The organism is Brevibacillus sp. Leaf182, from assembly GCF_001423865.2.
Classification (GTDB): Bacteria; Bacillota; Bacilli; order Brevibacillales; family Brevibacillaceae; genus Brevibacillus; species Brevibacillus brevis_C.
The window spans coordinates 196,897-210,859 of record NZ_LMPN02000015.1; the positions used below are offsets into that span (position 1 = coordinate 196,897).

11 protein-coding genes are annotated in these 13,963 nt (G+C 48.8%); all 11 read right to left on the reverse strand.

Translation table 11 applies throughout. From position 1 onward, the window contains the following. Positions 1-41 precede the first annotated feature (41 nt). Complete coding sequence (gene pyrG / locus ASG16_RS03860) at positions 42-1,637, reverse strand: CTP synthase (protein ID WP_048035116.1); 1,596 nt, start codon at positions 1,635-1,637, stop codon at positions 42-44. Positions 1,638-1,842: 205 nt separating this feature from the next. Then, positions 1,843-2,403: a DNA-directed RNA polymerase subunit delta gene (gene rpoE / locus ASG16_RS03865; protein ID WP_048035117.1), complete on the reverse strand. Its 561-nt coding sequence runs from the start codon at positions 2,401-2,403 to the stop codon at positions 1,843-1,845. Between the two features lie 257 nt (positions 2,404-2,660). Further along, entirely contained in the window at positions 2,661-5,912 is a 3,252-nt protein-coding gene (icmF, locus tag ASG16_RS03870) for a fused isobutyryl-CoA mutase/GTPase IcmF (protein WP_056486849.1), read from the reverse strand. A 121-nt stretch (positions 5,913-6,033) separates the two neighbouring features. Then, entirely contained in the window at positions 6,034-6,666 is a 633-nt protein-coding gene (locus tag ASG16_RS03875) for a TetR/AcrR family transcriptional regulator (RefSeq protein ID WP_047069846.1), read from the reverse strand. Between the two features lie 172 nt (positions 6,667-6,838). Further along, entirely contained in the window at positions 6,839-7,981 is a 1,143-nt protein-coding gene (locus ASG16_RS03880) for an acyl-CoA dehydrogenase (protein WP_048035119.1), read from the reverse strand. Positions 7,982-8,016: 35 nt separating this feature from the next. Next, positions 8,017-9,159 (reverse strand): acyl-CoA dehydrogenase, encoded by a 1,143-nt coding sequence (locus tag ASG16_RS03885; protein WP_056486846.1) that lies wholly within the window; start codon positions 9,157-9,159, stop codon positions 8,017-8,019. Between the two features lie 213 nt (positions 9,160-9,372). Next, positions 9,373-10,224 carry a 3-hydroxybutyryl-CoA dehydrogenase gene (locus tag ASG16_RS03890; RefSeq protein WP_048035121.1) on the reverse strand — a complete coding sequence of 284 codons (852 nt, stop codon included), beginning with the start codon at positions 10,222-10,224 and terminating at the stop codon, positions 9,373-9,375. A gap of 15 nt (positions 10,225-10,239) precedes the next feature. Then, on the reverse strand, positions 10,240-11,418 hold the full coding sequence (gene mmgA, locus ASG16_RS03895) for an acetyl-CoA C-acetyltransferase (RefSeq protein ID WP_056486843.1): 1,179 nt from the start codon (positions 11,416-11,418) through the stop codon (positions 10,240-10,242). Between the two features lie 215 nt (positions 11,419-11,633). Beyond that, a complete protein-coding gene (locus tag ASG16_RS03900; RefSeq protein ID WP_053079645.1) occupies positions 11,634-12,227 on the reverse strand; it encodes a hypothetical protein in 594 nt (197 codons plus the stop codon). A 54-nt stretch (positions 12,228-12,281) separates the two neighbouring features. Further along, a complete protein-coding gene (locus ASG16_RS03905; protein ID WP_056486840.1) occupies positions 12,282-13,418 on the reverse strand; it encodes a hypothetical protein in 1,137 nt (378 codons plus the stop codon). Then, positions 13,415-13,954: a sigma-70 family RNA polymerase sigma factor gene (locus ASG16_RS03910; protein WP_056486837.1), complete on the reverse strand. Its 540-nt coding sequence runs from the start codon at positions 13,952-13,954 to the stop codon at positions 13,415-13,417. Before ASG16_RS03910 ends, ASG16_RS03905 begins: the two co-directional genes overlap by 4 nt. Between the last annotated feature and the right edge of the window lie 9 nt (positions 13,955-13,963).

Below are 13,963 nucleotides of genomic sequence, written 5' to 3' on the forward strand. Positions count from 1 at the left end.
ACCATACATCGCGGGTGCGTCTTTCTATTTAACGAACTATATTATTTGTTCAGGGAAGCCTTCACGAAGTCACGGAACAGTGGCTGTGGACGGTTCGGACGGGATGTGAACTCTGGATGGAACTGTGTCGCTACATACCATGGATGTTCTGGAACTTCCACGATTTCAACCAGACGACCATCTGGAGTTGTACCTGCAAAACGCAAGCCCAACTGCGCCAATTGATCACGGTATTCGTTGTTCACTTCATAACGATGACGATGACGCTCATAAACCAGGGTACTTCCGTATGCAGCCTCAGTCAGCGTGCCTTCTTCCACTTTGGTTGGACCGAGACCCAGACGCATTGTACCGCCCTTGTCCTCGATATCTTTTTGCTCTGGCAAGAGGTCAATAACCGGATATGCTGTATTCGGGTTGATCTCGGAGCTGTTTGCGCCGTCCATACCCGCTACGTGGCGAGCGAACTCGATCACAGCGATTTGCATACCCAGGCAAATTCCGAGGAATGGTACTTTATTTTCACGAGCGTAGCGCGTAGCGATGATTTTACCTTCGATACCACGATCGCCAAAGCCGCCTGGTACGAGGATACCTTTTACATCACCGAGCAGTTCGCCAACATTTTCTGGCGTAACTTCTTCCGCGTGCACCCATTTGATTTCTACTTTGGAGTCGTTCGCATAGCCACCATGGTACAGCGCTTCTGCTACGGACAAGTACGCATCATGCAATTCTACATATTTACCAACGATTGCAATGGTAGTCGTCTTGGACAGGTTTTTGATTTTCGATACGAGCGATTTCCACTCTGTCATATCCGCTTCTTGGCAAGTCAGACCCAAGTGGCGGCATACATAATCGTCCAATCCTTGTGCTTGCAATTGCAGTGGTACATCGTAAAGGCTATCAGCGTCTACACATTCCACTACCGCATTTTTATCGATATCACAGAACAGAGCCAACTTGTCTTTCATTTCTTGCGTCATCGGTTGCTCGGTACGTGTCACGATTACATTTGGTTGAATACCCAAGCTGCGCAGTTCTTTCACGCTGTGTTGCGTAGGCTTGGTTTTCATTTCACCTGCTGCCTTGATGTATGGTACCAGGGTTACGTGAATGTACATGACGTTTTCGCGACCGATGTCACTTTTGATCTGACGAATGGATTCAAGGAATGGCAAGCTCTCGATATCCCCTACAGTTCCACCGATCTCGGTAATCACTACATCTGCCCCGGTTTCGCGACCTGCACGGAAAATGCGATCTTTGATTTCGTTCGTGATGTGAGGAATAACTTGAACGGTTCCTCCCAAATAGTCGCCACGGCGTTCTTTGGCGATGACAGTCGAGTAAATTCTACCAGTCGTCATATTGGAGTTAGCGCTCAGGTTGATATCGATAAAGCGCTCATAGTGGCCCAAGTCCAGGTCTGTTTCCGCACCATCGTCCGTTACGAAAACTTCCCCGTGTTGATACGGACTCATCGTTCCCGGGTCAACGTTGATGTATGGGTCACACTTCTGGATGGTTACCTTCAGACCCCTATTTTTCAAGAGTCGGCCCAGAGAAGCCGCTGTAATTCCTTTTCCCAACGAGGATACAACCCCGCCTGTCACAAAAATATACTTCGTCATCGTTACGTCCCCTCTTTCCCTCACCCTTAAGTTGTTATAAAAATCGAATGAAGACGGCTCCAAAAAAAAAGAAAAACAAAAGCGAGTCCTATCCCGTAAAGAAATGGGGTAGGGGCACTTTTGTTTTATAGTTTCCCATATTTGATCCTTCTTCATGTGAAGCCCAAGGAGTATTTTATCTGTCCCTCAAGCGGAAGTCAAGGACCTATTTCTCGTCTTCGTCGTCGAGCTCTTCGTCAGATTCCTCTTCCTCAAGCTCTTCGTCCTCTTCGAACATCTCATCATCTTCGTCTTCGAGTTCTTCCTCGTCGATTTCTCCATCGATTTCTTCTTCTTCGATTTCAGAATCCTCGTCGACGAATTCCTCTTCGTCCTCAAAGATGACAACATCGTCGTCCTCGAATTCTTCGACACCTTCGTCTTCGGAATCGTAATCGTCGAAGTCGTCTTCCGTGACGATTTTCTTCTTCTTCGTTCCGCCACCCTCTTGGGTTTCTTCCACGGTGTCGGTTGGGTACCAGCGTTTCAATCCCCATACGTTGTCACCGAGGCACACGAAACGGCCATCAATGTTAATTTCTGTGTATACTTGCGCGATGATTGCCATGAGTTGTTCATCTGTCAGCTTGCGCACTGCAACCAGTTCATTCATCAGCTCGCGGAAGTTGTAAGTGCGGTTAGTTTCACGCAAAATTTCATACGCAATGTCAACTAACGCCATCTCGCTCAGTTTCTCGGAATCCATATGAGCAAACAATTGACTCACTCAGGGCACGTCCTTTCCATATAAAAACGATTGATTTGAATACTGACCCGGTGCCCTGTTCGGGGGACGCAGGCTGGTATAAGTCATTCATAAATGATATCGATTTCTTTGATTGTACATCGTACAACATAAGAAGGCTATCATACAGTATTCCTTATTTTAGACGAAAATGCAAGGCTTTCAAACAGGGGCTGACTAATTCTTGTCGACACCAAAACCAAAGACATCCCTCGGCAATCGCTACCGAGGGATTTGTCTTACATATTTCTGCGGTATTGACCGCCTACTTCATACAGAGCAGCACTGATTTGTCCAAGCGATGCTACTTTTACCGTCTCCATCAGCTCAGCAAAGATGTTTTCTCCCGCCATGGCCACTTCCTGCAGGCGCCGCAGCGCAGTCGCAGACACATCCTTGTGGCGCTCCTGGAATGCACGGAGATTTATGATTTGCTGTTCTTTTTCCTCTTCGGTTGCCCGAGCCAATTCGATCTCGTAATCGTCCTCAGATGCATTCGGATTGATGAATGTGTTCACCCCAATAATTGGCAGCTCACCTGTATGCTTTTTCATCTCGTAATACATGGACTCGTCTTGAATTTTTCCACGCTGGTATTGAGTCTCCATCGCTCCCAGCACGCCTCCGCGAGAACTGATCCGCTCGAACTCTTGCATAACTGCCTCTTCTACCAGATCAGTCAACTCGTCGATGATGAATGCCCCTTGAAGCGGATTCTCATTTTTCGCGAGTCCCATTTCCTTGTTGATGATCATCTGAATCGCCATCGCGCGCCGCACAGAGTTCTCTGTCGGGGTCGTAATCGCTTCGTCGTATGCATTCGTATGAAGAGAATTACAGTTGTCGTAAATGGCAATCAAGGCCTGCAAGGTCGTTCTGATGTCGTTGAAATCCATCTCCTGCGCGTGCAAGGAACGGCCGGATGTCTGGATGTGGTACTTCAGCTTTTGGCTGCGGTCATTTGCACCATAACGATTCTTCATCACGGTTGCCCAAATCCGGCGAGCCACACGTCCAATCACGGTGTATTCCGGATCGAGACCATTGGAGAAGAAGAAGGACAGGTTCGGCGCAAAGTCATCGATGTTCATACCACGGCTTAAATAGTACTCGACGTAGGTAAATCCGTTAGACAGCGTAAACGCAAGCTGCGTAATCGGATTCGCCCCCGCCTCCGCAATATGATAGCCGGAAATGGACACAGAGTAGTAGTTCCGCACTTTTTGATCGATAAAATACTGCTGGATATCCCCCATCATCCGCAAGGCAAATTCTGTCGAGAAGATACACGTGTTTTGCCCTTGATCCTCTTTCAAAATATCCGCCTGAACGGTTCCGCGAACGGTCGACAGCGTGTACGCCCTGATTTGCTTCGCTTCGTCCTCGGTAGGCTGGCGCCCTTCTTTTTGGACAAAAGCATCTAGCTGCTGCTCAATCGCCGTATTCATGAACATGGCCAAAATCATGGGCGCAGGACCGTTGATCGTCATGGACACAGAAGTGCTAGGTGCACAAAGGTCAAAGCCGGCGTACAGCTTTTTCATGTCATCCAGGGTGCAAATGCTAACCCCACTCGTACCGATCTTCCCGTAAATGTCCGGGCGGTAGTCAGGGTCCTCACCATACAGCGTAACCGAGTCAAAAGCCGTACTGAGTCGCTTCGCATCATCATTTTGAGACAAGAAGTGAAAGCGTTTGTTCGTCCGCTCTGGAGTACCTTCGCCCGCAAATTGTCGCTTAGGGTCCTCTCCCTCACGTTTAAACGGAAATACTCCTGCGGTATAAGGAAATTCACCTGGGACATTTTCTTTTAACGACCACTTTAAAATTTCGCCCCAATCCTCGTAATCAGGGACGGCTACTTTTGAAATGCGTGTACCGGACAACGATACACTGAAAAGCTTGGTAATCAATTCCTTGTCGCGAATTTTCGTGACGAATTGATCCTTCCGATACGCTTCCTTGAGCTTAGGCCAATTTTCGAGAATACGTCGGCACTCCGGATGTAGCTTTTCTTCAAAAAGAACGATTTGTTTATCGAGCACCGCTGCCAGCTCGGTAGCCGCAGAATCTCCCGAGGCAAGCACCGTCTCCTTTGCGCCCTGCAACTGGAACAGCTTGCGAGCAATCAACGACTGCTCTTCGGCATAGGCACGGTATTGGCGGACGGTGTTGGCAATGTCTTGCAAATAATTGATTCTCTCTGTCGGAATCAACGAAGTTTTATGAATTTTAACAGGAGTCGTATCCAGATGCTCCACAGGCCAGTCAACGCCAGTCTTTTCTACCATTCGATGCATCAAGGCAGCAAATAACACATTCGTTCCGGGATCGTTAAACTGGCTCGCAATCGTACCATACACAGGAACCTTCTCATCCGGCAGCTCAAAAAGCTGATGATTGCGTCGATATTGCTTGCGAACCTCGCGAAGAGCGTCCTCCGAACCTTTGCGCTCAAATTTGTTGATCGCGATCACATCAGCAAAGTCGAGCATATCAATCTTTTCCAACTGGGATGGTGCCCCGAATTCACTGGTCATGACGTACATGGAGACGTCGCACACTTCTGTGACCTGCGCATCCCCCTGACCAATCCCGCTCGTTTCCACAATAATCAGATCAAAATGGGCAGAACGGGTTACTTGAATTGCGTCTTTTAATGCAGCAGACAGCTCCATGCCAGATTTGCGGGTGGCGAGACTGCGCATGTATACGCGTGGTGTCGAATTGGCATTCATACGGATACGGTCACCTAGTAACGCTCCACCTGATTTTTGCTTGGATGGATCGACAGACAAGATCGCAACCGTCTTCTCGGGATACGTGCGAATAAATCGACGAACAAGCTCATCGGTTAATGAGCTTTTTCCTGCTCCACCCGTGCCTGTGATCCCTAATACCGGAATGGTTGAATCAGCTTCCACTAAAATTTCCCGGAGAGGTTCTGTCCATACAGGCTGGTCCACTGCATACTCAGCAACGGAAATAAGCCGGGCAATCGCCTGATGGTTTTGCTCGCGCAAGCCTGCTACTTCGTCCTCCAGTTGTTTTACGGTTGGGAAATCGCTATGTCTGATCATGTCGTTGATCATGCCTTGCAAGCCCAATCGTCTGCCATCATCTGGCGAGTAAATTTTACAGACTCCGTACTCTTCCAATTCCCGAATCTCGCGTGGAACGATAACGCCGCCACCGCCGCCAAAAACACGGATATGCTCTGCTCCCCGCTCGCGTAATAGATCAATTACGTATTTGAAATACTCCACATGACCGCCTTGGTAGGAACTGATAGCAATCCCTTGCACATCCTCCTGGACAGCGGCTGTTACAATATCGTCAACAGAGCGGTTGTGTCCGAGATGGATGACCTCTACTCCCGACGATTGTAAAATACGGCGCATGATATTAATCGAGGCATCGTGACCATCATACAGACTGGCTGCGGTCACAAAGCGAACCTTGTTTTGCGGACGATACACTTCCGTTTCCATCGTTCCACTCTCCTTTTCATAAGTTTAAAAAGGTGGAAAAACAGGGCCAAGCAGATCAAGGCGCGGTAGACGCGAGGTATGCTTGGCACTCTATGTTTCCCAGACTTTTCAAACTCTCTTCTTAATCGGAGACACTGATTTCGCGAAGCAACAGGGCAATTTGCTTCTCTGTGTACTCCTCAATGGTATAGTGCTTTTTCAATGCCCAGCGGCGGAAGACCCACATTTCGCCAAGCACCATGATATTGTCCGCCATCAGCTTGACGTTCTTTTCGTCAATGCGCAGCGAACCATCGGCAATCCCTTTTTCCAAGATCTCGACGAAAATATGCGAAATGGCTTCTTCACGCCCCAACACGTAGCGGAGTGTTTCTTTTGGCAATGATTTGGCTTCCTGATAAATAAGCAAAACGCGGTCACTCATCTGATCCATCACGCGGATCAGACTTTTTAGTGCTATCTTTAAGGTTTTCAAGCCAGTTCCGTTGAAGTTGATCGCTTCACGCAAGCGCGTCTCCATCTCCGCATGAATGGCATCGCAAACAAGATAAAGCACGTCTTCTTTTGACTCGATGTACTCGTACAACGTACCAATACTAAATCCAGACGCCCGGGCAATCTCCCTGGTCGTCGTTTTATGAAAACCTTTATTAATGAAGAGATGAACGGCAGCCTCAATAATCTGCTCTCGTCTTCTCTCGATCAGTTTTGGGTCCTTTACCAGGGACGGTATCGTTTTTCTCTTGTCAGACACTCCAAAATCCACCTTTCCAACCGACTGAGCGTTTGGTCAGACGCCTCATAGAAAAGAAGGCGCAAACACTCTACTTTTGTATCATTCGCAGATCATTATACGCGAGTAAGAGCACAAAGCCAAACTTTTCTTTTCTATGTGTGTAATCGTGTTGGAAAGACGGGACAGCTTCCTACTCTTTTAGCAGGAAATTGCTGATCACGACACGTTGGATTTCATTTGTTCCTTCATAGATTTGTGTAATTTTGGCATCACGCATGAAGCGCTCCACTGGATACTCCCGCGTGTAGCCGTAACCACCGAAAACCTGAACAGCCTCAGTTGTTACTTCCATTGCTGTATCCCCTGCAAATACTTTGGACATCGCAGATGCTTTGCCGTATGGTAGACCTTGGTCCTCCAACCACGCTGCTTGGTAAGTAAGCAAACGGGATGCCTCGATCTTGGTAGCCATGTCTGCCAATTTGAACTGAATTGCCTGCAAGGAAGCGATTGGTTTGCCGAACTGACTGCGTTCTTTGGCATAGTTCCGCGCATGCTCGTACGCACCTTGTGCAATTCCCAATGCTTGAGCGGCGATACCGTTTCTTCCTCCGTCCAATGTCATCATCGCGATTTTGAACCCTTGCCCTTCTTCGCCCAGCCTATTTTCTACCGGCACTCGCACATCTTCAAAATTGACCGCAAGTGTTGGCGAGGAACGGATACCCAGCTTTTTCTCCTTTTTCCCCATCGTGAAGCCGTCCGTGCCTTTTTCAACGATGAAAGCCGTAATGCCTTTGTGCTTCAGCTCTGGTTGGGTGACCGCGAATACGATGTAGATTTCTGCTTCGCCTGCATTGGTAATGAAAATTTTGGTGCCATTTAAAATGTAGTGATCGCCATCGCGTACGGCTGTCGTGCGCATTCCAGCAGAATCAGAGCCAGATCCCGCCTCGGTCAAACAGTACGCCCCCATCTTCTTGCCTTCTGCCAATGGACGCAAAAACTTTTGCTTTTGCTCCTCTGTCCCGAATTTGTAAATCGGCCAGCTCGCCAAGGAAACATGTGCGGACAGTGTCACACCGATGGAGGCATCCACACGGGAGAGTTCTTCCACTGCAATGACGTAGCTCAGGTAATCTGCACCTGCTCCGCCGTATTGTTCTGGCCAAGGAATGCCTGTCAGTCCAAGCTCAGCCATTTGCTCAAAAATGGAACGATCAAAGCACTCTTCTTCATCGCGCTCGGCTGCTGTCGGAGCTACTTGATTCTCTGCAAAGTCGCGAATCATTTTGCGCATCATATCATGTTCTTCCGTCAGTTGGAAATTCATATGGTTCACTCCCCCATGTGCTGTTCATTTTTCTATCAATCAGCAAGCAAATGCTTGGCGATAACGATTCGCTGAATTTCGTTGGTACCCTCATAGATTTGCGTTACTTTCGCATCCCGGAATAGACGCTCAACCGGATATTCTCTGGTGTAGCCATAGCCGCCAAAGATTTGCACGGCTTCTGTGGCGAGCTCCATCGCGGAGTCAGTGGCAAAACGTTTTGACATCGAGGCTTCCATTCCACAAGCAATTCCTTGACTGCGCAGCCACGCCGCTCGGTATACCAGCAACCGGGCTACTTCTGCTTTTGTCGCCATGTCAGCCAGTTTGAAGGCGATGGCTTGCTGCTTGCCAATCGATTGTCCGAACTGCTTGCGTTCCCGCGCATACTCTGTCGCGTACTGGACTGCGGCTTCGGCAATGCCAAGGGCTTGTGCAGCAATCCCGATTCGTCCGGAATCCAGATTCGCCATCGCGATACAGAAGCCTTCCCCTTCCTGCCCCAGCAGGTTGGCAGCCGGCACACGCGCATTGTCGAATACGAGCTCTGTCGTGTAGGAACCGTGCAGTCCCATCTTTTTTTCCTTTTTCCCAACCGAGAAGCCCGGTGTATCCTTGTCTACGATAAAGGCCGATATTCCCTTGGTTCCCTTTGTAGAGTCAGTTACGGCAAACGCGATATACGTATCTGCTTCTCCGCCGTTCGTGATGAACACTTTGTTTCCGTTCAGGATGTACTCGTCGCCTTTTTTCACGGCTGTGGTTCGTATACTGCTCGCATCAGAACCTGCATGCGGCTCGGTCAAGGCAAAAGCCCCGAGGTATTCACCACTTGCAAGCTTCGTCACGTATTTGCGTTTTTGCTCCTCGGTACCGAAGTAGAGAATCGGGTTCGTCCCGACGGAGGTATGCACGGACAAAATGACGCCTACTGTCGCACTCACCTTGGAAATCTCGTGAATGGCCAAAATGTAGGAAATAAAGTCCGCTCCTGCTCCTCCCCACTCTTCGGCGATCGGAATGCCCATGAGCCCCATCTCGCCCATCTTTTTCAGGATCTGACGCGGGAACTGGTCCGTCTCTTCCATCACCGGGACAAAAGGTGCGATCTCTTTCTGGGCAAAATCTCGCACCATGCGGCGCATCATCTCTTGCTCTTCGTTCAATCGGAAATCCATGTCCGTCCTACCTTTCTGCGAAAAGTCCTCTCTAGCAAAAGTTCAAAAAGTCGTCATTTCAGCACCGAGAAAGTGGCGAGAACCTGAAGAAGGAGGAGCGGAATGTAGAGAACTACATGAGCACCGGACTTCGAAGGTGTACGCCACTTTCGACGTCGCATACGCTTTCAGTACTACTTCGTGATCAAAAGATGACTTTTTGAACTACCTTGCCTAGTTGTACACGTAGAAACCACGACCGGATTTTTTGCCAAGCCAACCTGCTTTGACATACTTGCGCAGCAATGGGCATGGGCGGTATTTCGAATCACCGAACCCTTCGTGCAGTACCTCCATAATGTAGAGGCAAGTGTCCAGCCCGATGAAATCAGCCAACTGAAGCGGCCCCATCGGATGGTTCATGCCCAGCTTCATGACTTCATCGATCGCTTCCGGTGTTGCAACTCCTTCGTACACGCAATAAATCGCTTCATTCAGCATTGGCATCAGTACCCGATTGGACACAAAACCAGGGAAATCGTTTACGCTCACGGGTACCTTGCTCATTTGTTTGGACAAATCTTCTGTCAGTTGATAGACCTCATCGGATGTTTGCAGCCCACGAATGATCTCAACCAGTTTCATTACGGGAACGGGGTTCATAAAATGCATCCCGATGACTTTTTCCGGACGCTTCGTAACTGCGGCAATCTCTGTAATTGGCAGGGAGGATGTATTGCTCGCGAGCACTGTATGCGGCGGACATACCTCATCCAGCTTGGAAAAGATTTGCGTTTTGACCGCCATGTTTTCCGTCACTGCTTCTACCACAAAATCTGCATCAGACGCATCTGCCAGATCAGTAGACAGTGTCAAACGACCGAGAATCGTTTCCTTTTCCGCTTCGCTGAGCTTGCCTTTTTCCACGTTGCGCGACAAGTTTTTCGTAATCGTAGCCAGGCCGCGTTCCACAAATGCTTGCTGGACGTCGTTTAAATAAACGCGAAAGCCAGCCTGCGCCGCTACTTGGGCAATTCCGCTGCCCATCTGTCCTGCTCCGATGACCATAATCGTTTGTACGTTCATGCAAAAAGGCCTCCCTTACTCTACTTTAATCAAGATGGCGTCACCCTGTGCGGCACCACTGCAAATTGCCGCGACTCCCAAACCGCCGCCTCGTCTTTTCAATTCATAGGCGAGGTGCATAATGATCCGAGCGCCACTCGCGCCAATCGGGTGTCCGAACGCAATCGCTCCCCCGTTTACATTCACTTTCTCTGCGTCCCAGCCAACGATTTTGCCACTTGTCAAAATCACTGCGGCAAATGCTTCGTTTACCTCAAATAGATCGATCTCCGAAAGCGAGACACCTGTCTTTTCCAAGAGCTTGTTGATCGCAAGCCCCGGAGTTGTCGCGATATAAGGAGCCTCTGCGCCGACCGCGGCGTGTCCCAGTATCGTCGCAAGCGGCTTGATCCCCAACTGTTGTGCTTTCGCGTCTGACATCAGCACCATTGCTGCCGCTCCGTCGTTGATTCCCGGCGCATTGCCTGCCGTGATTGTTCCGTCCTTTTTGTACACGGGTGGCAGCTTCGCCAATCCTTCCTCGGTCGTATCCGGACGTGGTCCTTCATCGACAGTTACTTGCAGTGGCTCCCCTTTTCTTTGCGGAATGGAAACCGAGACGAGCTCGTCGGCAAAGAGTCCCTTTTCCATCGCTTGTGCGGCTCTCTGCTGGCTGCGCAGCGCCCACGCATCCTGCTCTTCTCGCGTAATCCCGTTCTCTTCCGCCACATTGCTGCCATGAACAGCCATCGCCACTTGATGAAACGGGCAAGTGAGGCCATCGTACATCATGAGATCGCGAACGGTCGAATCTCCCATCCGCATTCCGTTACGTGCATCCGGCAATGCATACGGTGCGTTGCTCATGCTCTCCATGCCGCCCGCGACGATGATTTCTCCGTCCCCTGCGCGAATGATCTGATCCCCCATCGTCACTGCACGCATCCCGGACGCACATACTTTGTTGATCGTCTCACTCGCTACATTCCACGGCAAACCAGCCTTGCGAGCCGCCTGGCGTGAGGGCACCTGACCTGCGCCTGCCTGCAAAACCATACCCATGATCACTTCGTCCACCTGATCGCCGGAAATGCCAGCGCGTTCTACTGCTTCCTTGATTACAATGGAGCCGAGTTCCACTGCCGATAGCGCTTTCAAAGCTCCGCCAAACTTACCAAACGGGGTACGCGCTGCCCCTACAATAACCGTTTTCATCGAATGACCTCCATTCGGATGATATTTCACATCAACAAAAACTAAATTGATCGAGCGTTCGTTCATTTTGCATACTTTTATTTTGCCGTCTTCCGTACGAATAGTCAATCAATAATGAAAAAAAGAAGGCGTCCAAAAAGTCGAGTTTTGATTGACTTCTTGGAGCCTCTTTATTCAACTATCGTTGGCAAGCCTTCTTACTGGCTTTTTTACGTTTACTCTGGGGGTGCTTCATCGTACATTTTTTTGTTGATGATTTGGATTCTGTCTGCATTTCTGACTTTTCCCGCAGGAAGCTTCTCGTCCGCTGCATAAATATAGACGAGGTTATCTGCCGCTTCATAATAAATAACATACTCTTCCCTGAGATCGCTCCACCCTTGCTCTGAAGGTTTGCCCACTTTCTTGATGATCGATCCCAGATTCATTTCGCTCAGATGTTGCGCTGCTAACTCGATCCCGTATACACGATCCTTTCCGTCGAAGAGGACAGATCCGCCTTTCAGCTTTTCAAAATCGTGATAGATCCCACCATTCCAGAAATCCTCTTTGGTGACTTTTCCATAAAGGGAAATGACCTCTTCCTTTTTCATGCCGATTGCGATAGGAAAGCCGTTTATTTCGTTCTTTTCAAGAGACTTCAGAAATTTTTCATCGAGAATGACCTTAGGCTCTGCTTCCGCTTGTTTTTGCTCTACAACTGGCGGCTGTGTAGGCTCGGTAGCTGCACTCGAACTAGAGGAGTAGCAACCTCCGACGATTAAGCCTGCTGCAACCGCAATGGTGATCCCTGTGATTCTTCGTTTCAACTGTATCCACTCCTATTGTCCTTTTACGTGTCTTCACAACACACCTAGCCTCTATTATTGCAAAGCTCTCCAACCGACTTTCCAGATTCCCTTTTTGTTTTTCTCCATGCGATAGCCGACCTTCTCAATGTTGTCCTTAAACGAAATCCAGACAACCGCTTCCTTGTCAGAAATGTTCTCAACCGACATGCTGCTTCCCTGTTCAAGCAGTTTGTCTAAATGCCTCGCACTATTTCGTGCGCCTATCGGATCTTTCTTTATTTCCTCCAAAAACTGCTCAAGTGTGGGCTTTTCGACTCCATCATCGTTATTGTGCAAGGCGTACATGATTTCAAGCTCATCATCTTTCTGTGCTTGCACGTAAAGCTTCAAAATATCAATCGGAGACAGCCCACGCCATAACTCATCATTTTTCTCTTCCATTTCCATATAAGCAAAATAACGCTGCTCTTTTTCATCGTCTTTTAAATCAAATAGGGTTGAGGGGTCTGGTGTATCGTTATACTCTTCGTTGGAATTTGAGGTCCCTTTCGAGATGCTTTCAGAATAGGTCCCGGATCTGTTTAAGCCAAAGCTATGAATCTCTTTACCTTGAACATAGCTTAAGCCATAGCCATTGACCTTTTTATCCCTCCAAAAAATCAACAGTTCCAAACCCAAGTCTCTATTCAGCAAACCTTCTGTCTCTTCCAATACCCAGTCCTCTTTTCGCTGGTACCCTTCTTTTGCGAAAATGTTGTAGCCCCAGTACTCATCCGAGTAATCGTCCCCGCTTCCGCCATACTCGTCGATAACGATATGAGGAAACTGCAGCTTTTCTTTGACTTGATCTTGTGTCATGCCAACTTGCAAGATTCCGAAAATCTCCTCTGCTGTTTCCTTAATCTTCTGATCGTCTAAAGCACGGGCATCTGAGTTGGGAGAGGGATTTTGATTCATACTTGGCTGGACAGACGTTTCCTTCACAGGGACTGCACTCGTACCTTCCTTTTGCAACCAGTAAGGGGTAGCGACAAGTACAACTGCGACAACCGCAGCACCGAGCGGGTAGGTGAATGGAAACCTTTTTTTGCGTTTATCCTTGATACTCATCCGAATCTGCTCCTCCAGCTTTGACGTATCATTTATTTCACGCAGCAGAGTCTGATCTGCCGTTTCCTTGAACTCCGCCAGCAATTTGTCCAGGTTCATTCGATCCCCTCCGTTTCCATCAGCGCTTTGAGCTTTTGACGTGCACGGTGCATTTTTGTGTAGACCGCTCCTGTAGTCATTTCCAAAATGACCGCAATCTCCTCTACGGACAATTCCTCGTAGTAGTGGAGAACAATCAACTGGCGATAGCTGTTCGGCAGCTTCATGACGAGATGGGCAAAACGGGTACGAAGGTCATTTTGCAAAACGGCCGACTCTGCCCCCTCGACTACCTCTATGTCCACTTCCGATTTGAAAAACAAGTGACGGAACGACCACGAACGTAGATGTTTTTTCGCTTCGTTGACGGCAATGCGGTACACCCATGTTTGCATCGAGCTTTCTTGGCGGAATTTCCCCAAGTTTTTGTAAGCCAACAGGAACACTTCCTGCGTAATATCCTCAGCAAGACTGCGATCCTTGACCATCAAATACACAAGTCGCAGCACCTTTTTCAAATAGTCCCGGATCATTTCATCAAATAGTGCTTCTTTTGTTTTCGTTAAACTTTTCTCTGCAAGCTCCAGCTTCCTCACTCCCTTCCC